Annotated in this window: 20 protein-coding genes; 7 read left to right on the plus strand and 13 right to left on the minus strand. The window is 73.1% G+C overall.

What is annotated here, in order from left to right; all coding sequences use genetic code 11:
- Positions 1–57: 57 nt before the first annotated feature.
- The 4 genes from IEY99_RS24350 to IEY99_RS24365 all read right to left on the minus strand — a co-directional run bounded on the left by IEY99_RS24350 (position 58) and on the right by IEY99_RS24365 (position 5,673).
- Positions 58–441: a response regulator transcription factor gene (locus IEY99_RS24350; RefSeq protein ID WP_189206379.1), complete on the minus strand. Its 384-nt coding sequence runs from the start codon at positions 439–441 to the stop codon at positions 58–60.
- Positions 442–475: 34 nt separating this feature from the next.
- The gene (locus tag IEY99_RS24355) at positions 476–1,669 is read right to left on the minus strand and encodes an HDOD domain-containing protein (RefSeq protein ID WP_189206380.1); all 1,194 of its coding nucleotides are present in this window, start codon (positions 1,667–1,669) and stop codon (positions 476–478) included.
- On the minus strand, positions 1,666–3,237 hold the full coding sequence (locus tag IEY99_RS24360; protein ID WP_189206381.1) for a PAS domain S-box protein: 1,572 nt from the start codon (positions 3,235–3,237) through the stop codon (positions 1,666–1,668). Before IEY99_RS24360 ends, IEY99_RS24355 begins: the two co-directional genes overlap by 4 nt.
- Positions 3,238–3,336: 99 nt before the next feature.
- Positions 3,337–5,673: a hybrid sensor histidine kinase/response regulator gene (locus IEY99_RS24365; RefSeq protein ID WP_189206382.1), complete on the minus strand. Its 2,337-nt coding sequence runs from the start codon at positions 5,671–5,673 to the stop codon at positions 3,337–3,339.
- Positions 5,674–5,805: 132 nt separating this feature from the next.
- On the opposite strand from IEY99_RS24365, the gene IEY99_RS24370 reads away from it, so the two are divergent.
- Positions 5,806–6,609 (plus strand): SAM-dependent methyltransferase, encoded by an 804-nt coding sequence (locus IEY99_RS24370; RefSeq protein WP_189206383.1) that lies wholly within the window; start codon positions 5,806–5,808, stop codon positions 6,607–6,609.
- 18 nt (positions 6,610–6,627) lie between these two features.
- Here the strand turns inward: IEY99_RS24370 and IEY99_RS24375 are convergent, their stop codons facing one another.
- Positions 6,628–8,349, minus strand: a complete 1,722-nt coding sequence (locus IEY99_RS24375) for an acyl-CoA dehydrogenase family protein (RefSeq protein ID WP_189206384.1) — start codon at positions 8,347–8,349, stop codon at positions 6,628–6,630.
- 13 nt (positions 8,350–8,362) lie between these two features.
- Entirely contained in the window at positions 8,363–8,917 is a 555-nt protein-coding gene (locus IEY99_RS24380) for a PadR family transcriptional regulator (protein WP_189206385.1), read from the minus strand.
- A gap of 137 nt (positions 8,918–9,054) precedes the next feature.
- On the opposite strand from IEY99_RS24380, the gene IEY99_RS24385 reads away from it, so the two are divergent.
- Positions 9,055–11,202, plus strand: coding sequence for a LamG domain-containing protein (locus tag IEY99_RS24385; RefSeq protein ID WP_189206386.1), 2,148 nt, complete (start codon positions 9,055–9,057; stop codon positions 11,200–11,202).
- Positions 11,203–11,242: 40 nt separating this feature from the next.
- On the plus strand, positions 11,243–12,364 hold the full coding sequence (locus IEY99_RS24390) for an AI-2E family transporter (protein ID WP_189206387.1): 1,122 nt from the start codon (positions 11,243–11,245) through the stop codon (positions 12,362–12,364).
- 91 nt (positions 12,365–12,455) lie between these two features.
- On the opposite strand, the gene IEY99_RS24395 is transcribed toward IEY99_RS24390, so the two are convergent.
- The 5 genes from IEY99_RS24395 to IEY99_RS24415 form a co-directional block, all read right to left on the minus strand.
- The gene (locus tag IEY99_RS24395) at positions 12,456–13,838 is read right to left on the minus strand and encodes an ATPase domain-containing protein (protein ID WP_189206388.1); all 1,383 of its coding nucleotides are present in this window, start codon (positions 13,836–13,838) and stop codon (positions 12,456–12,458) included.
- Positions 13,831–14,616: an ATP-binding protein gene (locus IEY99_RS24400; RefSeq protein ID WP_189206389.1), complete on the minus strand. Its 786-nt coding sequence runs from the start codon at positions 14,614–14,616 to the stop codon at positions 13,831–13,833. The genes IEY99_RS24395 and IEY99_RS24400 overlap by 8 nt, the downstream gene beginning before the upstream one ends.
- 89 nt (positions 14,617–14,705) lie before the next feature.
- On the minus strand, positions 14,706–15,320 hold the full coding sequence (locus IEY99_RS24405; protein WP_189206390.1) for a hypothetical protein: 615 nt from the start codon (positions 15,318–15,320) through the stop codon (positions 14,706–14,708).
- Positions 15,321–15,385: 65 nt separating this feature from the next.
- Positions 15,386–17,485, minus strand: a complete 2,100-nt coding sequence (locus IEY99_RS24410; protein WP_189206391.1) for a sensor histidine kinase — start codon at positions 17,483–17,485, stop codon at positions 15,386–15,388.
- A complete protein-coding gene (locus tag IEY99_RS24415; protein ID WP_189206392.1) occupies positions 17,482–17,856 on the minus strand; it encodes a response regulator transcription factor in 375 nt (124 codons plus the stop codon). The genes IEY99_RS24410 and IEY99_RS24415 overlap by 4 nt, the downstream gene beginning before the upstream one ends.
- A 225-nt stretch (positions 17,857–18,081) precedes the next feature.
- Here IEY99_RS24415 and IEY99_RS24420 point away from each other — a divergent pair, with 225 nt between their 5' ends.
- The 4 genes from IEY99_RS24420 to IEY99_RS24435 all read left to right on the plus strand — a co-directional run bounded on the left by IEY99_RS24420 (position 18,082) and on the right by IEY99_RS24435 (position 22,878).
- The gene (locus IEY99_RS24420) at positions 18,082–19,527 is read left to right on the plus strand and encodes a type III PLP-dependent enzyme domain-containing protein (protein WP_229799201.1); all 1,446 of its coding nucleotides are present in this window, start codon (positions 18,082–18,084) and stop codon (positions 19,525–19,527) included.
- Positions 19,524–20,840, plus strand: coding sequence for a pyridoxal-phosphate dependent enzyme (locus IEY99_RS24425; RefSeq protein ID WP_189206394.1), 1,317 nt, complete (start codon positions 19,524–19,526; stop codon positions 20,838–20,840). Before IEY99_RS24420 ends, IEY99_RS24425 begins: the two co-directional genes overlap by 4 nt.
- A gap of 1 nt (position 20,841) precedes the next feature.
- Positions 20,842–22,035, plus strand: a complete 1,194-nt coding sequence (locus tag IEY99_RS24430; protein ID WP_189206395.1) for an aminotransferase class V-fold PLP-dependent enzyme — start codon at positions 20,842–20,844, stop codon at positions 22,033–22,035.
- Between the two features lie 84 nt (positions 22,036–22,119).
- Positions 22,120–22,878 (plus strand): class I SAM-dependent methyltransferase, encoded by a 759-nt coding sequence (locus IEY99_RS24435; protein WP_189206396.1) that lies wholly within the window; start codon positions 22,120–22,122, stop codon positions 22,876–22,878.
- 60 nt (positions 22,879–22,938) lie between these two features.
- Here IEY99_RS24435 and IEY99_RS24440 read toward each other — a convergent pair whose 3' ends face one another.
- Together IEY99_RS24440 and IEY99_RS24445 are read right to left on the minus strand one after the other, a co-directional pair.
- Positions 22,939–23,403 (minus strand): hypothetical protein, encoded by a 465-nt coding sequence (locus IEY99_RS24440; RefSeq protein ID WP_189206397.1) that lies wholly within the window; start codon positions 23,401–23,403, stop codon positions 22,939–22,941.
- Positions 23,404–23,446: 43 nt separating this feature from the next.
- Complete coding sequence (locus IEY99_RS24445) at positions 23,447–24,853, minus strand: protein adenylyltransferase SelO (protein ID WP_189206398.1); 1,407 nt, start codon at positions 24,851–24,853, stop codon at positions 23,447–23,449.
- Positions 24,854–24,857 lie beyond the last annotated feature (4 nt).

A 24,857-nucleotide genomic window follows, 5' to 3' on the forward strand; every position in this document is an offset into this window, starting at 1 on the left:
GGGCACTATCGGCAGTGCGGACGCCGTCTTGAGGCAGACTTGAGGCAGAACCCCCGGTCACCCTCCGGCGAGGTCGATCCGGTTGCTCAGCACCCCGTCGATCAGGTCCAGGACGGCGTCCGCGGTGAACGGTTTGGCCAGGTAGTAGTCCACGCCGCCGGCCCACGCCCGGCTGTTGGTGTCCGGCTCGGCGGCCGCGGTGAGCATGAGGATCGGCACCGGCTCCCCGGGGAGCTCGCGGACCGCGCGCAGCACGCCGAAGCCGTCCATGCCCGGCATCATCACGTCGAGGATCACGAAGTCCGGGGCGGCCGCCTCCACCGCACGGACCCCGGCGGGCCCGTCCACGGCGGTGTCCACCTCGTAGCCGTCCAGCTCCAGGACGTCGGTCAGCAGCTGCCGGATCGCCGGGTCGTCGTCGACCACCAGGATGCGCGCCATGAGTTCCCCCTCCGCCCGGTTCCGGACCGCCGGATCACCGCTCTGACGGCCGGTCCCAGGACGCGGCCTGCTTCGATGCTTGCTCGGCCGCCCGGGCCCAGTCGACGTCCTTCGCCCGCAGCTGCGGGTGCGCCAGCAGCTGCGCCAGCTCGCCCTCGTGCGTGCCGCCGTCCGGGCAGGCCGAATCCGTACGCTGGATGAGCAGGTGCGCGGTCCGTACGGCGGCCGTGACCCCGAGCCCCGACGGGTCGGGCGACTGCGGGGTGTCCCGCTGGGCGACGGCGCTGACGATCGGCGCCGGCAGGCCCCACAGGTGCAGCAGCTCGACGCCGACGTCCCGGAAGGGGACGCCGTCGCGGGTCTGGGCGGCGAGGTCGACGGCGCATTCCGCGCCGTCCGGCACCCCGGCCAGGCAGACCAGCCGTCCGACGTCCTGCAGCAGGGCCGCGGCCTGGGCGTGCGGGCGGTTCGCCGGCGACGCCACGAGATCGACCAGGCAGGCCGTCGCGACCGTGTGCCGCCAGACCGCCCGCAGGTGCGCCTCGACGGCCGGGCTCCACTCGGAGGCGGGGCGCAGCGCGTGCCCGGCGCCGGCCACGGCCTGCACCATCGGTACGCCCATCGCGTTGACGATCGACTCGACCGAGGAGTTGCGGGGCTGGGCACCGAAGAACCGGGAGTTCGACAGCTGCAGCAGCTTGGCGGTCAGCCCCACGTCGTGCATCGCGGTCCACACCGCGTCCGAGAGGCTGGCGTCGGGCGCCAGCAGCGCCACGATCCGGTCGGCGTGCTCGGGCAGGGTGGGAATGGCGCGCACCGCGCCGGCGATGCGCCGGGCCTGCTCCTGATGGTGCGCGGAGGTGTGCACCAGCAGCTGGTCGATCACTCCGGTCAGGGTCTCGGCGTCGGACGGCTTGGTGAGGAAGCGGTGGCCGGCGACGGCCACCTGCACCGTCGCCTCGGGCTCGATGTGCCCGGACAGCACCACCCGGGCGACCTCGGGATGCCGCTGGCTGACCTGGGTGAGCAGTTCGGCGCCGTCCATGCCGGGCATCCGCATGTCGGACACCACCACGTCGTAGTGGGCATCCGCCATCAGCTTGAGGGCCTCGGCGCCCTCGGACACGAAGTCCATGTCCCACTCGCCGCGCTTGCCGCGCAGCGAGCGGCGCAGCCCGTCCAGGATGCGCGGCTCGTCGTCGACGAACAGGGCACGCGGCTTGCTCATGCGGCGGTGCCCGGCTCGCCGTCGATCGGCAGGCGCAGGACGAACTCGGTGCCCGTGCCGACCGTGGAGTGGACCTCGATCGATCCGTTGTGCTGCTCCAGCACCGCCCGGGCCAGCGCGAGTCCCTGGCCGGTGCCCTTGCCGACCTCCTTGGTGGTGAAGAACGGCTCGAAGATGGACTGCTGGATCTCCTCCGGGATGCCCGGGCCGTTGTCCGCGAACCCGATCACCACCGTGGAGCCCTGCACGGCGGAGCGGATCCGGATCTCGCCCCGGCCGTCCTTGTCCCGCAGGGCGTCGGCGGCGTTGACCAGCAGGTTGAGGAACACCTGGTTGAGGTCGCCGCGGTGGCACAGCACGTCGGGCAGGTCGCCGAGCTCCAGCCGTACGTCGGCGACGTACTTCACCTCGTTGCGGGCGACCGTCAGGGTGGTGCGGATCGCCTCGTTCAGGTCGGCGTACGACTTCTCGGTGGAGTCCTTGTAGCTGAACGACTTCATCGCCCGTACCAGCGACGCCACCCGCTCGACGCCCTCGAGGCTCTGGCTGACCGCGGTGGGGATCTCGGCGGCGAGGTATTCGATGTCCGCCTTGTCCTCGGCCTCCTGCGCCCGCCGGGTGCGCTCGCTCCACTGCACCTCGCCCAGCTTGGGCTCCATGCAGGCCCGGTACACCAGCAGCAGCTCCAGCATGTCGCGGTAGGCGTCGGCGAGGAACCGGGTGTTGTCCCCGACGAACTGGATCGGGGTGTTGATCTCGTGCGCCAGGCCGGCGGAGAGCCGTCCCAGGGACTCCAGCTTCTGGTCGTGGCGCGCCTCGAGCTCCGCGCGCCGGGCCTCCGTCACGTCGCGGAAGGTGATCACGGCTCCGGAGCTGCCGTCGCCGCGGCTCAGCGGCGCGATCGAGCAGACCACCTCGAACGTCGAGCCGTCCCGGCGGGTGAAGGTCTCCTCGACCATCTGCACCGACAGGCCGGACATGCCGATGCGCCGCAGCTCGCACTCGCGGTCCGGCCGCGCGGTGCCGGAACGGGCCGGGGCGTGCACGGCGGCGTGCGCCGACAGGCCGAGAAGCTCCTTCTCCTCCCAGCCCAGCATCTCCCGCGCGGCCCGGTTCATCGACGTGATGTTGCCGTCGCCGTCGACCGTGAACAGGCCCTCCGCCAGGTCTTCCATGATCACCGAGCGGAACGCCTCGGCCTGCGCGCGCTCGGCGACCAGCGTCTCCAGCAGCGCGTGCGTCTCGTCGCGGTCGCTGATGTCGGTCGCCGTCGCGATCCACCGGACGGGCCGGTCGTCGCCGGCGGGCGCCAGGTGCACCGCGTGCCGGCGGAAGCTGCCGTCGCTCACCCGGAGCCGGCAGGTGAGCTCGTACGGTTCCAGGCGCGACTGCGCCGCGGCCACCTCGCGCCGGACCGCCTCCGCGTCCTGCGGGTGCACGGCCGACAGCCAGGACTGCCCGGCGCCGCACTGCTGGGCCCGCGGGTTCGCGTACACGACCTCACCGGACGCCGACATCACCCAGATGCCGTGCGGCACCGCGGCGAGCAGGTGGGCGTCGACGGACACGGTTCGCCTCTCCTCGGTGACCGGGACGCCAGTCGTCCCGTGTTGCCCATCGGCCGTTCGGGGCCGTATCTGAGGTTCCGGGCGATTTCCCGCCCGGTCTCAGCCGCGGCCGTGCGCGCCGTGCAGGTCTGCGTGCAGGGCCTGGGTGAGCTCGGCGCCGGTGAACGGCTTCTCCAGCAGGTGGACGTCCGCGGCCAGGGTGCCGTGGGTGGTGAGCACGGGCTGCGCGTACCCCGACATGAACACCACCCGGGTGCCGGGCCGGGCCGCCGTGACCGCCTCGGCGATGTCCTTGCCGAGCATGCCCGGCATGATGACGTCGGTGAGCAGCACGTCGATCGGGCCGTCGTGGGCCGCGCAGATCTGCAGCGCCTCGCGGCCGTCGGCGGCGGTCAGCACGGTGTAGCCGGCGCGGTGCAGGATGCGCTCGGTGACGTCGCGCAGCGCGGTCTCGTCCTCCACCACCAGGACGGTGACGCCGTGCCCGCTCAGGTCGGCCGGCGCCGGCGCGGGCCGGTTCTCCGGTACGGCCGCGTCGGTGACCGGCAGCAGGATGGTGATGGTGGTGCCGAAGCCCGGCTCCGAGTAGATCTGCACGGTGCCGCCGGCCTGGGTGATGATGCCGTACACGGTGGCCAGGCCCAGGCCGGTTCCCTGCCCGCTGGGCTTGGTGGTGAAGAACGGGTCGAAGGCCTTGGCGATGACGTCGCGGGGCATGCCGGTGCCGGTGTCGGAGACCCGGGTCCGCACGTAGGGCCCGGGCGGGAGGCCCGCGAGCACGGCGGGATGGTCCTGGTCGGCGTCGATCACGGCGGTGTCGATGGTGAGGTGCCCGCCCGACGGCATGGCGTCGCGGGCGTTGACGGCCAGGTTCACCAGGACCTGTTCCAGCTGACCGGGGTCGGCCATGACCGGTGGAAGCGGCGCCGTCGTCGCCGTCAGGGCGATGTGCTCGCCGAGCGAGCGCCCCAGCATCTGCGTCACGTCGGTGACGACCGTGCTGAGGTCGAGCGGCCGTGGCCGGATCACCTCCCGGCGGGCGAAGGCGAGCAGCTGGTGGGTGAGGTCGCTGCCGCGCCGCGCGGCCCGCGCGATCTGCTCGGCGTCGCCGGCCATCGGCGTGCCCGCGGCGTCCTCGACGATGAAGGAGGCGTAGTTGAGGATGACGGCGAGCAGGTTGTTGAAGTCGTGGGCGACGCCTCCGGCGAGCTGGCCGAGGCTCTCCAGCCGCTCGACGCGCTGCAGCCGGGCCTCGATCCTGCGCTGTTCGGCCTCCTCGCGCAGCGCCTGCTGCTCGGCCTCGGCGGCGAGGCGGTCGGTGATGTCGCGGACCGCGGCCACCACGATGATCCCCTCGCCGGTGTCCAGCGCGCTGCACGAGATCTCGACCGGGAGCCGGGCGCCGTCGCTGCGGTGTGCGGTCCGGGTCGCCCAGCGCGGCGCCGGTTGCCCGGGTCCGGGGTCGCCGATCCGTTCGGTGTCCAGCGGCGTCGAGTCGCCGCCGACGCGCAGCATGGTGGCGGCCGGGGGCAGCCCGTCGGGCAGCAGGCGGCGGACGGCCATCGTGGTCAGGTCGTAGCGCGGATGGCCGAACAGCCGTTCCGCCTCGGCGTTGACCAGCACGACGTTGCCGGCGTCGTCCACGCCGAGCAGCGCGTCCGGGGCGGCGTCGAGGACCGCCTGCACCCGGGCCTCGGCGTGCTCCCGCTCGCTGATGTCGCGGGCGGTGTTCGTCATGCCGACGATCGTGCCGGTGCCGTCGCGCAGCGGCGAGACCAGGACGGACACGGTGATCGTGGTGCCGTCGGCGTGCAGGCGCGAGGTGCGGTAGCGGTCCATCCGGCCGCCTATGCGGACCAGGGCGCGGATCTCCGCCTCGTCGTGGCGCCGGTCCTCCGGGATGATCCGGTCGATCGGCTGGCCGACCATCTTGTCGGCCGGGTGGCCGTAGAGCAGCTCGGCGCCGGGATTCCAGCTCAGCACCACGCCGTCGAGGTCCGTGGTGACGATGGAGTCGTGCGACGACTGCACGATCGAGGCGAGCAGCGTCCGGGCCTGCTCGGCCTCGCGGCGGGCCGTGTCGTCGCGCAGCACCGAGGTCACGAACGTCTCGCCGTCCGGCGCCGTGACCGCGGCGAGCGACACCTCGACCGGGAAGACCTGGCCGTCGCGGCGCCGCCCGCGCAGCGGCAGCCGCCGCAGCGGGGGATGGGCGCTGGCGAGATACTCCGCGCGCTGCGCCGGATGTCCCGGGCGCACCTCGTCGGGCACGAGCGCGTCGACGGGCTCGCCGAGCATGGTCTCCGCGGGATAGCCGAACATCTCGTGGGCGCGCCGGTTCGCCAGCACGATCGTCCCGTCCTGGCGGCTGACGATCACCGCGTCGGGTGCCTCGTCCACCAGCTGGCCGGTCAGCGATCCGAGCGTCCGCACCATCCCTCGATCCCGGTGCTCCCGCCGGAACGTGCGTCGCCGTCCGGCCGCCGTCTGCGGGGCCCGTCCTTCTCAACGTAGAGTCAGGGACACCCCCGGTGCTCCCGGTTCGCCGAAACCGCCGGAAGGGGCACCATGGCCAACGACGCGTACCCGGTCGGGATCGATCCGAACCGGCCCAGCGCGGCCCGCATCTACGACGCCTTCCTCGGCGGCACCCACCACTTCGCCGCGGACCGGGCGGTCGCGGAGCGGGCCGTGCAGATCATGCCCGCACTGCCCCGGGTGATGCGGGCCAACCGGGCCTTCCTGCACCGCGCCGTGCGCTTCGCGGTGTCCCGGGGCGTCCGGCAGTTCCTCGACCTGGGTTCCGGGATCCCGACCGAGGGCAACGTCCACGAGGTGCTGCGCGAGCTGGTGCCGGACGGCCGGGTCGCGTACGTGGACCTGGATCCCACCGCGGTCCTGCACGCCCGGGCGATCATCGGCGACGACCGGGCCACCGTCATGGTCCAGGGCGACCTGCAGGACCCGGAGGCGATCTTCGCCGATCCGCTGGTGCACGGGATGATCGACCTCGCCCGGCCCGTCTGCGTCCTGATGGTCGCCGTGCTGCACTTCGTGCCGGACAGCGCGGAGCTGACCGCGGCGATGCGCCGCTACCGCGACGCGGTCGTGCCCGGCAGCCTGCTGGCGGTGACCCATGCCACCGCCGGGCCGCGGCCCGAGGAGGTCGAGCGGATCTCGGACCTCTACAACCGTACGGGCACGCCGATGGTGCTGCGGGACCCGCAGCGGCTGCGCGCGCTGCTGGAGGGCTGGGAGCCGGTCGAGCCGGGCCTCGTCCACGGGCCCGAGTGGCGCCCGGAGCTCGGCGACGAGTGGCCGGGCGACCCGGCCGAGTCGATGATGCTGGCGGCGGTCGCGGTCAAGCCGTGACCGCCGCCGTCCGCCGTCCTACGGCTGCATCTCGTACGCCCCGCAGAGTGCCACGACCCGCTCCCACACCGCGGCGTCGCGCCGGGCGTCGGTGACCGGGCGGCGCACGTGGGCCAGGGCCCAGTCGGCCTGCTCCGCGGTGGTGGCCGCCTTGCTGTGCAGCTCCGTCGCGTACGCGGAGAAGTCGCGGACGAGGATCGCGAAGATCTCGTCGAGGACCTCGGCGTCGAGCCCGGTCGCCTCGGCCTGCTCGCAGATCAGCTGGCCGTAGACGATCAGCGCGAAGAGCTGGCCCAGCGCGAGCAGGAAGTCCAGGTCGCGCTGTTGGGCCTCGTCGGGGGCGTGGGTGGCCAGCAGGGCGCAGAATCCGTCGGCCTGCTCACGGAAGACGGCGACGTTGGGCAGCTGCGCGTATTTGTCGTAGGCGGCCCGCCAGTCGTGGAACTGGATCTTGCCCAGGCCCCGGGCCGGTCCCTGCCGGAAGAGGAACTCGTCGTCGGCCGCGTCGTGGCGGGTCGGCACGGGCGCGAACTCGGCCGGCCGGAACAGGTAGTTCGGCATGAACTTGAGGATCAGCGCCAGGTTGACGTGCACGGTGCCCTCGAGCTTGGGCAGGCCCCGGATGTCCTTGGCGGCCTTGTCGAAGTAGGTGTCGGCCTCGAAGCCCTTGGCCGCGATGACGTCCCAGAGCAGGTCGATGACCTTCTCGCCCTCGGTGGTGACCTTCATCTTGGTCATCGGGTTGAAGAGCAGGTACCGGCGGTCGTCGGGCGTGGCGGACCGGAAGTAGTCGACCGCCCGGTCGCTGAACAGCTTCATCGCCACGAGGCGGGCGTACGCGTCCATCAGCTCGCGGCGCACGTGCAGGAAGTTCGTGACCGGCTTGCCGTAGAGCACCCGGCGATGGGCATGGGTGACGGCCTCGTACATGGCGTGCTCGCAGATGCCGACGGCGGCCGTGCAGAGGTTGAACTTGCCGACGTTGACGGTGTTCAGCGCGGCGTCGAACGCGGCCTGCCCGGTGTGCAGCACGTCCTGCGGGCGGACCGGGTAGTCCTCCAGACGGAACTCGCTCACGTACATCTGCGCGTTCACGACGTTCTTGACCAGGTGGTAGTTGTCGTGGCGGCTGTCGGCGGCGAAGAAGACGTAGCCGTCGGGGCCCTCGACGTCGGCGCGCCGGCCGAAGACCGACACGAGCCCGGCGACGTTGCCGTTACCGATGTAGTACTTGGGGCCGGTGGCCCGGAAGCCGCCCTCGCCGTCCGGGGTGAGGATCATGTCGGTGGCGTAGATGTCGGCGCCGTGGGTGCGCTCGGAGAGCCCGAACGCCATGACGTGCCCGTCGTCGAGCAGCCGTGCCGCGTGCGCGCGGGCCTCGGCGTTGGCGCTCTGCCAGACCGGGCCGAGGCCGAGGACGGTGACCTGCCAGACGTACCAGTAGCCGAGGCCGTAGAACCCGAGGATCTCGCTGAGGGCCGCGTTGCGGGCGGTGTCCCAGCGCTTGTCGGCGTCGCCGCCGCCGTCGGCCGCCGGGGTGAGGAACGTGGCGAAGAGGCCTTCCTTGGCGGCGAACTCCAGGAAGTCGGCGTACCACTCGCGGTCGATGTACGAGTCGATCAGCGCCTTCTTGCCGCGGCTCTCGAAGAAGTCGACGGTGGCGCGCAGCAGCCGGCGCGACTCGGCGTCGAGGTGCGCCGGGTCGTAGGTGTGCGGGTTGAGCAGCAGTGGATCGGCCATGTCGGCACCTTCCTCATGGGCGGCCGAGGCCGCGCAGCGTGTCGAGAACGTCGTCGAGCCAGGCGAGGACCATCCGCTCGTACGCGATGCCGCCGCGCAGCACGACGTGTTGCAGGCGGTGCTGGTCGTCGAGCGCCGCGGAAGCGGGGAAGTCGCGGACCTCGCCGGCCAGGTAGCGGGCGAGGGTCGCCTCGTGGGTGGCGCGGTAGCGCTCGACCTCGGCGACGAGCGCGGTGCGCCCGGCGGCGTCGGTGAACGCGGCACCGCGGATCTTCACGGCCAGTTCGTGGCGGACCGCCTCCGGCTGCACCGGGTCGCGCAGCCAGGCGGCGAGCACGTTACGGCCCGCACCGACCACGGAGTAGGACCGCTTGTCGGGGCGCCCGCCCTGGTCGACCTCCTCCGCGGTGATCCAGCCGTCGGCCTCCATCCGCCGCAGGACGCGGTAGATCTGCTGGTGCGTCGCGGTCCAGAACCGGCCGATGGACCGCTCGAAGCGCCGGGCCAGCTCGTATCCGGACCCGGGCTGCTCCAGCAGGGAGACCAGGATCGCGTGCTCCAGCGCCACACGGGCATTCTGCTATGCAACTCGTTGCATAGCAAGCGCGGGTGCTGCGCTTCTCCAGAATCCTGCTTGAGCCGGGGCTGAGGTGGGGGCGGAATCCTCGACAGGTCGGTTCCGGCTCGTGGAGGGAGGGTGCGAACGTGGGCGATACCCGCCTGCGGGCCCGGCGCCTGCTCCGCGCCTGCCGTGTGCCGCTCGTGGCCGCCCTGTTGCTCGTCCCGCTGACCCTGGTCGGCACGACCCACGCCGCGTTCACCGCCACCACCCTCGCCGGCGGCAGCACCTTCGCGGCGGCCGCCGCCTTCCCCAGCTTCACGCAGTCGGTCACCGGCGACGCGCCGGCGCTGTTCCACCGGCAGGAGGAGGCGGTGAACGCCAACGTCTACGGCACCGTGGCGGACAGCTCCGGCAACGCCCGGACCGGCACGAACACCGGCGCCACCAACGGCCCGAGCACCGTGTGGTCGTTCGAGGAGGGCTCCGGCAGCGTCGCCACCGACGGTTCCGGTGTGGTGAACCAGGGCACGCTGCACGGTGGCTCGTGGCAGAAGCCCGGCCGGATGGGCACCGCGGCGGTCGCCCTGGACGGGGCCGGCGACTACGTCGAGTCCGCCGGCCCGGCGCTCACCACCACGGGCAGCTACACCGCCATGGCCTGGGTCTACCTGACCGACGCCGGGCAGAACCGGTACGCCCTCGGCCAGGAGGGCGACCGGCAGAGCGTCTTCGGCATCCACGCCTTCGTCAGCGGCACCGGCGCCTGCGGCTGCTGGTCCGTGCGCTACGTCGCCGACACCGACAACCCCACCGGCGTCCGGGTCAACTCCACCACCCCGGTCGCGCTGCACACCTGGGTCCACCTGGCCACGGTCCGCGACGCCGCCGCCGGCAAGGTCCACCTGTACGTCAACGGCAAGGCGGAGGCCACCGTCGCGTACACCGCCACCGTGAACGCCACCGGGCCGCTCACCGTCGGCCGGGTCAAGGCCAACGGCGCCTGGTCCAACCACTGGAAGGGCGCCGTCGACGAGGTCCGCACCTACAACCGGGTGGTGACCCCTGCCGACATCAAGGGCCTGTACGAGGACGCCGCCACCGGGCACTGGGGCATGAACGAGGCGCCCGGCGCCACCACCGCGGCCGACGTGGCCGGTCGGACGGCGGCCCTGGCCGGCGACGCGACGTTCGGGCCCGGCCACGCCGGCAACGCGCTGCAACTCGACGGGATCGGCGACTACGCGCTGACGTCCGGCGTGCCGATCGACACCGACCAGACCTACACCGTCGCCGCCTGGCTCTACCTGACCGACACCTCGATCGACCGCAACGCGGTCGCCGCGGAGGGCAGCCTGCAGAGCGCCTTCGCCATCCAGGCCAACGCCGGCGCGCGGACCTGGCGGGTGCGGTTCGCCGCCGACGACGTCGCCGACGCTCCCAGCGCGCGGCTGGAGAGCACCTCCGTGCCGCAGACGGGCCAGTGGACGCACGTGGCCGTGGTCCGCACCCCGACCAGCGGCCAGCTCTACATCAACACGGTGAAGGAGGACGAGCAGACGCTGCCGGCCTCATGGAAGGCCACCGGCGGGCTGAGCTTCGGCCGTCAGCTGAACAACGGCGGCCCCCTGGGTCTCTGGCGCGGCGCCGTCGACGAGGTGCGCGTCTACCCGCGGGCGCTCAGCGCGGTCCAGATCAGCCGGCTGTACAAGAACCGGGACGTGCAGACCGGACCCGGCATGACCGGCGCCGTCCCCGGTGCCCTGCGCGGGCAGGCCGCCGGTTCCGCCCTCGCCTTCGGCGGCTGGCTCAGCGCCTACAACAACACGGCGTTCGCCGACGCGGGGAACTGCACGGTCGAGGTGTGGTTCCGCGCGGGCGCCGGCGCCGGGGGACAGCTCGTCGGATTCAGCTCCAACCCGACCTCGCCGAACGCGAGCTCCAACGACCGGATGCTCTACCTCGACTCCGGCGGGCGGCTCAGCTTCGGCGTCGGCGCCGGCAACGTCCGCAGCCCCGCCGCCTACGACGACACCCAGTGGCACCACGCCGCCGCCAGCGTGGGCCCGGCCGGGCTGAAGTTGTACGTGGACGGCGTCCGCGTCGCCATGGACTCCGCGGTGACCACCGGACCGGCGTTCACCGGATACTGGCGATGGGGTGGCGCGCAGCTGTGGGGCCGGCCAAACCGTCCCGCCAACGACTACTTCGTCGGCACCCTCGACGAGGTGGTGGTCTACCCCGGCCAGCTCAGCGATCAGCAGGTCGCCTGGCACCACGCGGCCGGCCGCTGAGCGACCAGCGGGGCGCACCGTCCTCGCCTAGCATGATCACATGCCCTCCGCGCTGAGTTCCGCGAAGACCCGGTCCGCCCTGCGCACGTCGGCGCGCATCTCGGCGCAGATGCTGCTCGTCCTGCTCATGACGGCGGTCGTGCTGTGGCTGCTCGGAAGGATGTGGTCGGTCATCTGGCCCCTGGTGGTGGCGTTGCTGCTGACCACCCTGACCTGGCCCCCGGCCCGCTTCCTGCGCCGGCACGGCTGGCCCCCGGCCCTGGCCGCGTCGCTGATCACCGTGCTCTTCCTGCTGGTCGGCGCCGGCATCGTGGTGCTCATCGCGGTGCCGGTGGCGGCGCAGTCCGGCGAGCTGGCCGAGGGGGTCGTCGACGGCATCCAGCAGCTGCGCGAGTGGGCGGCCGGGCCGCCGCTGCGGATCGGCGACGACCAGGTGACCTCCGCGCTGGACGCCGCGGTGGCGCGCATCCAGGGCAGCGTCGGCAGCATCGTCTCGGCCACCGTGACCGGGGTCGGCACCGTCGTCAACGGCCTGGTCACCACGGTCCTGGCGCTGTTCCTGATGTTCTTCTTCCTCAAGGACGGCCCCCGCTTCCTGCCCTGGCTCACCCGGCAGCTGCCCGGCCGGCTCGCCACCGACGTGCCCACGGTGGCCTCCCGCGGCTGGGACACCCTCGGCGCGTTCGTCCGCTCGCAGGCGTTCGTCGGCCTGCTGGACGCCGTCTTCATCGGACTGGGGCTGTGGATCGTCGGGGTGCCGCTGGTGCTGCCCCTGGCGGTGCTGACCTTCGTCTCGGCGTTCGTGCCGATCGTCGGCGCGCTGTTCGCGGGCTTCGTCGCCGTGCTGATCGCGCTGGTCTCCAACGGCTGGACGGACGCGCTGATCGTGCTGGCGATCATCGTGGTGGTCCAGCAACTGGAGGGCAACGTCTTCCAGCCGATCGTGCAGAGCCGCGGGCTCGGCCTGCACGCGGCGGTGGTGCTGCTGGCGGTGACGCTCGGCGGCAGCCTGGCGGGCATCGTCGGCAGCCTGCTGGCCGTGCCGGTCGCCGCCCTGCTCGCGGTGCTCTGGAACTACCTGCGCGAGCAGCTCAGCGACCCGGACGACCCGCCCGCCGCACCCGATCCGGCCCCACCCGCTCCGGCGCCCGAGACCGCCTAGGCGGGCCTGCCGGTTCGCTGCGGTGTTCCGCGCCGCAGTGGCGAGGCGGACCCGACAGCAACCGTTCGGCACAGGGTGGAAAGACCGCCGCTCAGAAGGGGTCGAGCGGCTGCCCGACGGCGATGCCGTCGTGGTTGATCTCGAACTCGTGCGCCTGCGGGAGGTGTCTGCTGGCCCGCGTCTTCAGCACGGTCAGCGCCCGCGCCGCCGTGCCGCGCCGGCGTACGTACTGCAGGAGGATCACGTTGTCGGACAGGTGTGACACGCCCAGCTCGGACAGCGCGGTCTGGCCGTACAGCTCGGGCGTCTCGAAGGTCAGCAGCACGCTGATCCCCTCGCGGGAGCAGCGGTCGAGCATCGAGTAGATGAACTCGCGGAACCGCTTGTCGTCGGGACAGGCCGCCGCCAGGTCGCCGAGGCTGTCGATGACCAGCCGGCGCGCCTGCCGCGACCTGATGGTGTCGAACAGCTCGTAGAACCACTGGTCGATGTAGATGTCGTTCGGTGACTCGCAGCGCAGCAGGACCCCGGGTTCGTCGGCGTTCCACCCGAACCCGCGGATCATCCGCTCGAGCTGCACCCGGTTCTCCTGCAACGAGGCGAACACCGTGGGCTCGCCGAGGCGCGCCCCGCCGAAGGCGAACTGCAGGCCGATCACGGTCTTGCCGGACCCGCACGGGCCGATCACCAGGGTGCCCGACCCGGGCCAGTACCCGTCGGCGAGCAGGGTGTCCAGGGCGCCGATGCCCGAGGTCGCCCGCCGGTCGCCCAGCTCGTACCGCGCGGTGCCGACGGCGCTGAGCCGGGGGAACACCTGCAGGCCGTCGGCGCCGACGCGGTATGCGTGAGCGCCGGAGAGATAGTCGCTGCCGCGCAGCTTGAGCACCCGCAGGGCGCGGCTGTCGCGCTGGCCGTCGTCCTGGATGCTCAGCAGGACGGCGGCGTCGGCGACCGCGAACTCGGGGCAGACCGCCAGCTCGTCGCGGTCGTACTCGCCGAGCCACAGCGCCATCGTGCCGGTCGCGGACAGCCGGCCGGCCAGCTGGTGCACGAAGCCCTCGACCTCGCGGGTGCCCACCGCCTGGTAGCGCAGCGCCCGGAAGCTGTCGATGATCAGCACCGAGCACACCCGCCGCGCGGTCAGGTCGCTGATCCGGTCGAGCGTGCCCGTGAGCCCCGCGCCGTCGATCCGGCCGCCGAGGTCGTCGAAGAGCACGGCGCGGCCGACGCGGGCGGGCTCGAAGAACGACAGTCCCTCGGCGAAGTAGAGGATCTTGCTGAGCGGTTCGGCGAGCGTGCTCAGGTAGATCGCCGGGCGCTCCTCGGTCCCGTTCGCGAAGGCGTACTGCTGCGCCAGCACGGTCTTGCCCGTGCCCGGCAGGCCCGCGATGACGGCGATGGACGGGTCGATGAGGCCCCCGCCGAGGATCGCGTCCAGCTGCGACCGGCCGCTCGACAGCCGCCGGCTAGGCATGGGCCGCGGTTCCCGCCGCCGCATCGACCGGTTCGATCAGCTGCCGGACCGCCGCGAGCACCTCCAGCGGGTGCACCGGCTTGCGCAGGAACCGGTCCGCGGGCAGCGTCGCGGGCGGCGGGAGGCTCGACAGCGCCAGCACCGGGATCCGCGAGCGGGTGAGCTCCTCGCAGAGCGCCGTCGTCGCGCCCTGCGAGCTCGTCAGGTCCACGATCGCCAGCCGGGGCGGGCCGCCCGGCGCGGCGCGCCCGGCCTGCGCGGACGCTGCCAGGGTGGTCGGGTATCCCTCCGCCTGCAGGAACAGGGACAACGACCGTCCGGCGAACCGGTCGCCGTCCACCACGAGGAGCCGGGGCCGTCCGGGGACCTGCGCGGAGTGCACCGGCATGTGCAGCCGGACCGTGGTGCCGTGCTCGCCCCGGCGCCCCGCCCGTACGGTGACCTCGTCGGCCAGTCCCAGCACGAGCCTCAACCCGACCCCGCGGTGGCCGGTGGCGCTCACGCCGAGCGCGAACACGCCGTCGTCCACCACGGTGATCCACACGCCGTGCCCGGTGGGCTCCCAGCGCACGGTGACCGCATCCGCGCCGCTGTGCTCGACGGCGTTGGTCGCCACCTCGTTGGCGACCAGCACGATCCGCTCCAGATCCCCGTCCGTGACGCCGGCCGCTTGCCCGAGCCGGGTCACATAGGACCGGATGTCGCGCAACGTCGCTGGACTCGCGGAGAACACGTGCTCGACCGGCTCTGCCGATCCCGGGTCAGGCCATGAGGACATGCCACACGCCTCCTTCGGACCTCCCGCTCAGAGTAGACCCGTCGGCGACGGCGGCCAAAGGGCCGACCGCGGGCGGGGTACGGCGGCGCCTAGGCGAGATCGAGCACGTACGAGTCGCCGTCGCGGCGGAAGCCCAGCCGGTCGTAGTACGGCGAGACCATCCCCGGCGGGCTGACCACGGTCCGGCAGCCCCGCCGGGTGAACAGGTCGCTGCGGCGGTAGACGAACTCCCCGGGCGTGAAGTCGCGGTACCGCTGGGTGACGTAGTCCAGCTCCACCTGCGCCCGGTCGCCGGCCACGCGGAACAGCACCACGCCGACGATCTCGTCGGCGTTCAGCACCAGGAACGCGCACCGGTCGTCGTCCTCGCCGACCGCCCGGAAGCCGGGGTTGAAGGTGACGATGTCGTCGTGGTGCAGGGCCAGCACGTGCGCCAGGACCTCGTCGCCGGGGCGGACCTCCGCCACCCGGTACGCCCGCTCGTCGTGCCGGCTCCTCATCATCCGGGTCAGGTACCACACGTTGATGACGGCGAGCACCACGTTGAGCCCGACCATCGGCCACACCCCGACGGCCGCGTTGAAGCCGATGAGCACCAGGCAGCCGACGAGGTTCAGCGCCCGCAGGCGCAGCAGCCTGGTCTGCAGCAGCGACCACACCAGCAGCGCCGAACCGGTCCAGCCGATCACGTCCAGCCACGTCACCCGATCAGCCTAGGTGATCGGAGCGGCCCGCCCGGGCGGTTCCGCCGTGCCTGCGTACCGGGCGGTCAGCGCAGGCCCGAACCCGGCGACGCGGCCCGCCGGGGTACGACCACCGACGCCGGCACGGTGAACCGGATGCACGTGCCGCGCCCGCCCGGGCCGGGCTCGGCGAGGATCGTGCCGCCGTGCCGCTCCACGATCCGGCGGCAGATGCCCAGGCCGAGCCCGGTGCCGACGTAGCCCGAGGTCCGGTGGGCGCGGTGGAAGTTGTCGAACACCCGGCCGTGCTGCCCGGCGGGGATGCCGATGCCGTTGTCGACCACCCGTACCTCGACGTAGTCGCCGCCCGCGTCGGCCGCGGAGATCATCAGTTCGGGGGTGACGCCCGGCGCGACGTACTTGATGGCGTTGCTGATCAGGTTGTCGAGCACCTGGCGGATCAGCACGGGGTCCGCGTACACCGACGGCAGCTCCTCGACGTGGAAGCGCGGCACCGGGCCGCCGGTGCTCTCGGCCTGGTCGGCGCGGGCGGCGACGATCTCGGACACCAGCGGGCCCAGGGCGACGTCGGCCGGTGCCAGCGCCGCGTCCCGGGCGGTCGTGTACGCCAGCAGGTCGTTGATGAGGTTGCGCATCCGGACACCGGCGCGCCGCACCCGCTGCAGCCCGTCGACCGCGTCGTCGACGGCGGGATGCCGGGGCGCGTCCTCGAGGGCGACCAGCACCGCGTCGGACCATCCCTCGACGGTGGCGAGCGGGTTGAGCAGGTCGTGGGCCACGACGCCGGCGAAGGAGGCCAGCTCGTCGCGGTGGCGGCGCTCGGCGGTGACGTCGCTGAAGATGGTCAGCGCGCACGCGCGCCCGTCGATGAGGTGCGGCAGCCGGGTGGCGGTCACGTGCAGGACGCGCCCGTCGGGCACCTGGGCGTTGCGCACGACGATGTCCATGCCGTGCGGTTCCCCGGTCAGCAGCGATCGCCGGAAGGGCAGGTCGGCGGCGTCGATCGGGGTGCCGTCGGGGTGGAACAGGCCGTAGAACGCGCTGTCGGCGAGGTGGCCGGTGGTGCTCACCACGCCGCCCATCAGCCGGGCGCCGGCCGGGTTGCGCAGGATCAGCCGGCCCTGCTCGTCGAGGACGGCGAGACCCTCGGCCATGCCGTCGACGATCGTGGTGAGCGTGGCGGCCTGGTCCGCCGCGGCCCGTTCGGAGGCGCGCAGGTCGGCGAGCAGGCGTGCGCGTTCGTCGCGGCTCAGGGCCAGGGAGAGGCCGACGACCGCCACCATGCCGACGAACGCCTGGGCGATCAGGGCGCGCCCGGCGTTGTCGCCGACGTGCGCGAACGGCCCGTCGCCGTGCAGGGTGTAGAGCACGGCCACGCAGCCGAAGACCAGGTCGTGCAGGACCACGAACCCGGTGCGCAGCCGCAGTGCCGCCCAGACGGTCATGGTGAGCAGCGGGAAGGCCAGCGGGAGCCCGTGGTCGGCGCCGAACGCGATGAAGTAGGTGAACGACGACGCCACCACGACGGCGACGTACTCGCAGGCACGCTGCCAGGTGAGGGTGGCGAGCCGGTTGCGCACCTGGGCCCGCAGCCCGGTCGCGGGCTCGGCGCGCATCCGGTGCAGCATGTGCCCCACGCGCAGGCCGACCGCGCCGATCAGCAGGATGCTGACCGTGTTGCGGGTCTGCCACACCGCGGTTGCGGGCCACGAGTAGGCGCCGTTGACGACCCAGCCCGCGGTGGGGCCGATCAGCGCCCCGGCCGCGCTGGCCAGGAACGCCGAGCCGATGAGCCGCCAGAGCTCGGCGAGCCGGGCCAGCGGCTGGTCCCCGCCGCCGCCCCACAGATGCGGCAGCCAGCGGCGGAACAGGTACGCGAACAGCGCGGCCTGGGCCAGGTTGGCGACGACGTACATCAGGGCCAGCACCGGCGGCGCCCCGGTCGCGGTGTTCACCCCGAACGTCACGGCCGCCAGGGCCAGCGCGTCGCAGGCCCGCCAGCGGGACCGGTACTGGACCAGGAACCACACCGCCGAGACGCCGGCGGCGGGCCACACCAGGCTGAGGTTGGTGCCGTCCATGATCGTCTGCCGGCCCAGCCAGGTGGCGACCAGATACAGCGACGCGAAGCCGGCCGTCCGCAGCAGGGAGGTGGCCGCGGTCACGGCGGTGTCCCGGGGCGGGCGAGCAGGTCGGCGACGGCGTCGCAGAGCGCGGCCGGAGTGAACGGCTTGGCGACGTACCGGGCGTCGTAGTCCGCGGTCCTGGTCTGCACCTCGGCGCCCCACAGCACCGTCAGGAACAGCGCGGGAAGCCGCGGGTACGCCGCCCGCAGCCGTTCGAGCAGCTCGAAGCCGTCCACGCCGGGCATGTCGACGTCGAGCACGGCGGCGTCGGGCGGGCCGTGCAGGGCCACCTCGGCGAGGGCGGTCGCCGCGTCGTGCGCGTAGAGCACCTCGTGCCCGGCGCGGACGAGGTGCCGGGCGATCAGGGCACAGATGTCCGGCTCGTTGTCGACCACCAGTAGCCGCGCCATCCTCCGGACCCCCTTCCCCGTGTCCTATCGGCAGCCCGCCGGGCGGCGCTGAGCGCGGCCGCGGCCGCGGAAATCTGCAATTGCACGCCACCAGTGCCGAATAATGGACAGAAGTATTGACGAAAGCCTTAGGGATATGCGGATTCCGCACCGCTGGCAAATCGGTTAGCGTGGGGATCCGGACCAGCGGCGATGACGGCGCCACGACTCGGCTTGGGAGTCGCTTTGACGCTTTACCTCACACCGCGAATCGACGCGATACTGCGTTCCGTACTCGACGAGCCGGTCCTGCTCGGGGGCCTGGTCGAGGCGCTGGGGTCCCCGCTCGGCGTGGTGCTCCCCGAACGGCTCGCCGGCAACGTCGCCGCTTTTCGCGACGTCTATTCCGGGCACCGCCTCGGCGGGCAGATCTTCTTCGCGCACAAGGCGAATCAGTCCAGCGCCCTGATCCGGGAACTGGCCGCCGGTGACGCGGGCATCGACGTGGCGTCGCTGGCCGAGCTGCAGCACGCCCTCGGCGCCGGCTTCGCGCCGCAGCGCATCATGGCGACTGGCCCGAAGAACCGGGAGTTCCTGTGGCTGTGCGCCCGGGCCGGGGTGACCGTGAACGCCGACTCCCTCGCCGAGCTCGCCGAGCTGGCCGCGCTCGTCACCGGTCGCGGCCTGCCGCGCGTACGGGTCATGGCCCGGTTGTCGGGCTTCGCCTCCGCCGGCACGGGCGTGGCCAGCGGCCGCAGCCGCTTCGGCGTGCCGAGCGCCGGCCTCGCCCAGGTGCTCGACCTCGTCGAGAAGCACCCGGAGGCGCTCGACCTGGTCGGCGTCGCCTTCCACCTGGACACCATCGGCCTGCCGGAGAAGGTCGTGGCGCTGGAGGGCTGCCTGGCCGCCCTGGACGAGTGCCGCCGGCGGGGTCTGCGTCCCTGGTCGGTGGACGCCGGCGGCGGGTTCGGCGTGGACTATCTCGCCGACGCCGCGCAGTGGGAGCGGTACACCTCGGAGCTCACCCGGGCGGTGCTCGGCCGGCGGCCGCCGCTGACCTGGCGCGGGCACGGCTACGGGCTGCGCAACGAGGGCGGCACCGTCCGGGGCGCGCTGGGGCTCTATCCCGCGCACCGGCCGGTCGCCGGTGCGGCATACCTCGACCGGCTGCTGCGCGCCGCCGGGCCCTCCCACGGCCGGCCGCTGGGCGAGCTGCTGCTGGACAACATGTACGACCTGCACGTCGAGCCCGGCCGGGCGCTGCTCGACCAGTGCGGCATGGTGCTCGCGACGGTCCTGGAGGTCCGCGACGACGACGGCGACACGGTGGTGCGGCTGGACCTCAACGCCCGCGACGTCAGCCTGGAGGAGCACGGGGTGCTCATGGACCCGGTGGTGGTGCACCGCGGGAGCCGCGCCGCCGACCGGCCGGTGGACGTGTACCTGTTCGGCAATCTGTGCCTGGAGGCCGACCTGGTCACCCGGCGCCGGGTGTCCCTGCCGTCCCGGCCGCGCCCGGGTGACCTGCTCGCCTTCGTCAACACGGCCGGCTACTTCATGGACTTCAGCGCCACCCACGCGCTGCGCCAGCCGATCGGCCGCAAGGTGGCCATGTACCGCGACGGCGGCGCGTGGCGGTGGTGTCTCGACGAGCAGTACTGGCCCCTACACCCGCGTGCGGAGGCACCATGAGATACGACGCCATGACCGACGCGATCGGCAACACCCCGCTGGTGCGGATCGACCCGGCCGTGCACGGCCTGCGCCACATCGACCTGTACGCCAAGATGGAGCTGCTCAACCCGTTCGGCTCGGTGAAGGACCGCGCGGCCTGGACCATGGTGCGCCCGCTGATCGACCGGGCCGCCGGGCGCGGCGAGGTGGTGGAGCTGTCCAGCGGCAACACGGCCAAGGCCCTGGCGCTCATCGCCGGCCTGCACGGCCTCGGCTTCCGCAGCATCACCAACCGGATGAAGGTCCCGGAGATCAAGGATCTGCTCCTGCTGCTCGGCGCCGACATCGAGGAGCTGCCGGGCCAGGCCGAATGCCTCGACCCGACCGACACCGACGACCCGCTGACCCGCATGCACCGCTCGCTCGCCGGGTCCGGCACCGGCCACCTGCACACCGACCAGTACTTCAACGAGCTCAACGTCGAGGCCCACCTGCACGGCACCGGGCCCGAGATCGTCAAGGACCTCGACGGGCGCGCCCCGGACTACTTCGTCGCCTGTGTGGGCACGGCCGGCTCCTCGACCGGCGTGGCGGCGGCGCTGCGCCAGCACAACCCCGACGTGCGGGTGATCGGGCTGGTGGCGCACAAGTCCGACTTCATCCCGGGCATCCGCAACATCGACGAGGTGCACGAGGTCGGTCTCTTCGACCCGGGCGTCTACGACGCCATCGAGACCATCACCGCCGACGACGCGATCGACGGGCTGCTCACCCTGGTACGCCGGTGCGGCACGCTCGCCGGGCCCACCGGCGGCGGCGCGTACCAGGGGACCGTACGGCACCTGCGGGCGATCGACGCACACCTCACCGAGCGCCGCACGGCGGTGTTCATCGTCTGCGACCGCGTCGAGAGCTACCTGAGCTACCTGCGCGAGCGGCGCCCCGAGCTGTTCCGCCGGCCCGCCCGCGGGCACTCCACCCGGACGCTCACCGACGCCGAGGTGGCCCAGGCCCCGTCGATCGGCGTCGACGAGGCCCGGACGTGGGTGGCCGAGCGGCGCGGCCTCGTGATCGACCTGCGCGGTCCCTTCGCCTACCAGGCGCTGCACATCGACGGCTCGCTCAACATCGCCGACGAGCTCTTCGCCGAGCTGCTGCGCGGCGGCCTGCCGTTCGGCCGCCGCCAGCCGGTCCTGCTGGTCTGCCCGGTGGGTGAGAAGTCCGCCCGCTACGCGGCCCTGCTCACCCGCATGGGCCATCCCGAGGCGCGGTCGCTGTCCGGCGGCATCATCGCGTGGCGCGACGCCGGCGGCGAGCTGGTCCGGGACTGAGATGGCCTTCCCCGAGCAGCTCCGGCGGTGGCAGCGCGAGCTGCGCGCGCAGTTCCCGCTGATCGTGGCGAACCCCGAGGTGGCCTATCTGGACAGCGCCGCCACCGCGCAGAAGCCGCAGGCGGTTTTGGACGCCGTCCTGAGCTACCTGACCACCGGCAACGCCAACGCGGCCCGGGGCACGTACCCGTGGGCGAACCGCACCACCGCGCGCATCGAGCAGGCCCGCGACCGGCTGCGCCGCTTCCTGGACGACCCGCTGCCGCACGGCTCCGGCGTGCACTTCGTCGGCGGCACCAGCGACGGGCTGCGCGCCGTCGCCCGCGACTGGCTGGCCCCGCAGCTGCGCGACGGCGACGAGATCATCGTGCCGTTCGCCGACCACGCGGCCAACGCCGAACCGTGGCTGGAGGCCGCGGAGCTGCTGCGCCGCCAGGGTGCCCGGATCCGGGTCACGCCGATGCCGTACGACGAGGCCCACGACTACGACGTCGAGCGGCTCGCCGCGCTCGTCAGCAACCGCACCCGGTTCATCGCGGCCACCCACGTGCACCACGTCTACGGCAACGACATGAACGTCCACCGGCTGCGCGCGGCGGCCGGTCCGGAGATCCCGATCTGCCTCGACGCCGCCCAGGGGGTCGGGCACCTGCCGCTGTCCACCGCCGAGCTGGACGTGGACTTCGTCGTCTTCTCCGGGCACAAGGCGATGGCGCTGCCCGGCATCGGGGCCGTCTGGGCCCGCAACACGCGGGGGCCGGCGTACGAGCCGGCCGGCTGGAGCGGCTCGCCGAACACCACCGGCATCATCAGCCTGGCCGCCGCGCTGGACTGGCTGGACGCCGCCGGACTGGGGCGCATCGCCCACTGGACCACGGCGCTCGGCGCGCGGCTCACCGACGGCCTGCGGACCATGCCCAGCTACGAGGTGCTCGGCTGCCGGCAGAGCCTCGCCGCCGGCTCGGCCGTGCAGCAGCGCCAGGGCATCGTCGCCTTCCGCCACCACGCCATCGGCTCCCACGACCTGGGCTTCATCCTGGCCAGCGAGGGGATCCTGGTCCGCGCGGACGGTCACTGCCAGGGCGACGAGGGGGAGAAGACCGCGTCCGTACGGGTGAGCCTGCACGTCTACAACACCCCGGAGGAGGTGGACCGGCTGCTGGAGGTCCTGACCGGCCTGGACCGTTCGTGGTGACCCGAGCGAGTCGGACACCGCCGAGGCCGACAATGGTTATCATGTGCGGGTCCGTGCCACCGCCGTACCCGGAGACCCCCCGCCATGGCCACCACCGCCGGCGCGCTGAGCGCCACACCCGGCGCGGAGCGCCCGCGCGACACCTGGGACGACGTGATGGCCGGCTTCGTGCCCGGACTGGCCACCCTGGAACAGGCGATCCACGACGCCGCCCAGGCGCTGCGCCCGGACGGCCCCCGCCGCGTCCTCGACCTCGGCGGCGGCCCGGGCGTCCTCGCCGCCCGCATGGCGCGGCGCTGGCCGTCGGCCGCCGTCACCCTGCTGGACCTCGACCCGGTACTGCTCGCCCTGGCCCGGGCCGCGGGGCCGCGCGGGGTCGCCGTGGTCGACGCCGACCTCACCTCGCCGGCGTGGACCACCCGGGCCGGCGGCGCCCACGACCTGATCACCGTGGTCATGACCATGCACTACCTGAATCCCCGCGAGGCCCGCGCCCTCTACGCCGACGCGCTGCGCTGCCTGGCGCCCGGCGGCCTCCTCGTCGTCGCCGACCTCATGCCCGACGACGGCGCCCCGACGCTGATGCGCGCGCTGGACCCCGGCGCCGGGGAGGCGGCCGCGGAGCTGGCCTGGGCCCAGTGGTGGGACGACGCGGCGCGGATGCCGGAGCTGCGGCAGCCGATGCGCGCCCGGGCGGACCTCTTCGGCAAGCGGACCCCGGCCGAGTTCACCGCCGGCGTCTCCTGGCACGCCGAGGCGGCCCGCACGGCAGGCTTCGCCGAGGCCGGCCTGTTGTGGCGCTGCGGCCGGCACGCCGCCCTCGCCGCCCTCGCTCCCGCCTGAGAAGGTTCACGCCCGGCGCCGGGACCTCGACACCGCATGAGCCGGTCCTCTCGGGCGCCGTCAGGCGCACTGGGCTCCGGAGAAGTGCGAGTCGGCGATCGTCACGTCGTAGATGCCCTGGTCCACGACCGTGAGATTGAGGTACGTCTTGTCGCCGTCGACGTCGGCGCTGGCGCAGAGCAGGGCCGTGTCGTCGCGTGGCGGTGGCACCTGCGTGACGACCTGCCAGCCGGCGCGCTCCACCATGCCCCGGTAGAACGCGACCACCTCGCCGGGCTCCAGAGCGCTCTGGAACTGCCGACCCCCGTAGGCGACGACCCGGTCGATGTCGCAGCCGGCGGAGAACTCGGACGGCCGCGGGGCCTGCGGCCATTCGCGCAGCAGCGGCAGTCCCTGGAGCCGGGTGCCGCGCTCCTCGCATCGGGCGAGCCGGTCCTGCCGCCACTGCTGGAGCTGCGGAACGGCGACGGCACCGCCTCCGACCAGGAGAAGTCCGGCGATCACGACCCTGACTGGCTTGCGCATCAGCGGACCGTAGCAACACCTCGCCACCGCGGCCAGTTACGGCTCAGGTGCCGCAGAACGTACGGTAGGCGCCGAAGTCGGGCGGGGCGGGTGCCGCGTACCGCCCCATTCCCGGTCGTTCGTCGTACGGGCGGGTCACCGCGTCCAGCAGCCGGTGCAGCGGCTCCAGGTCACCGTCGTCCGCGGCGGCGAGGGCCTCCTCCACGAGATGGTTGCGGGGGATGTAGGCGGGATTGACCCGGTCCATCGCCGCGGTGTCCGGCTCCAGGGCGCGCCAGCGGGCCGCCCAGTCGTCCAGGGCCTCGTCGCCGTGGATGACGGTCCGGGGCAGCGTACGGAAGAACGAGGTGTAGTCGGCGCCCTTCTCCGACAGCAGCGGAAGCAGCTCGTCGACCAGCGGAGCGGCGGCCTCCGCGGACAGGCCCAGCTTGGCGGCCATCCCGGCCGACCACTCGGCGTGGTAGCGGCGGCGGAACCCGCCCAGGGCCTCCACCGCGACCGCGACCGCCTGCTCCTCGTCGTCGTGCAGCAGCGGCAGCATGGCCTCGGCGAGGCGGGCGAGGTTCCATTCGGCCACGGCCGGCTGGTTGCCGTAGGCGTACCGGCCGGCGTGGTCGATCGAGCTGTAGACGGCGCCCGGGTCGAAGGCGTCCAGGAACGCGCAGGGCCCGTAGTCGATGGTCTCGCCGGAGATCGTCATGTTGTCGGTGTTCATCACCCCGTGCACGAAGCCGGCGAGCATCCACCGGGCCACCAGCGCCGCCTGCGCCGCGACCACCGCCTCGAACAGGGCGGGGTACGAGCCGGCGCCCGGGTGGTGCCGGGCGATGGCGTGATCGGCGAGGCGGCGCAGCAGGTCCACGTCGCCGGTCGCCCGGGCGTACTGGAAGGTGCCGACCCGCAGGTGGCTGGCGGCGATGCGGGCGAGCACGGCTCCCGGGCGCAGGGTTTCGCGGCGTACCGTCCGGCCGGTCTCCAGCACGGCGAGGGAGCGGGTCGTGGGGATGCCGAGGGCGTGCATGGCCTCGCTGACGACGTACTCGCGCAGCATCGGGCCGACGACGGCCTGGCCGTCGCCGCCGCGCGCGAACGGCGTCCGCCCGGAGCCCTTGAGGTGCAGGTCGCGCAGGGCGCCGTCGGGGCGGGTGAGCTCGCCGAGCAGCAGGGCCCGGCCGTCGCCGAGCCGCGGGACGAAGCCGCCGAACTGGTGCCCGGCGTAGGCCTGCGCCACCGGCGTGGCGCCGTCGGGCACGGCGGTGCCCGCCAGCAGCCCGAGGCCGTCGCCGCGCAGCCACCCGGGATCGAGGCCCAGTTCGGCGGCGAGCGGCTCGTTGAGCACCAGCAGCCGCAGGCCGGGAGCCTCCTCGGCCTGCCAGGTCACGGCCAGCTCCGGCAGCTCCCGGGCGAAGCGGTTGCCGAGGGTCACGGTCGGTGTCGATGCGATGCCCACCCTT

Origin of the sequence: Couchioplanes azureus (genome assembly GCF_014648355.1) — a bacterium.
Taxonomy (GTDB): domain Bacteria; phylum Actinomycetota; class Actinomycetes; order Mycobacteriales; family Micromonosporaceae; genus Actinoplanes; species Actinoplanes azureus.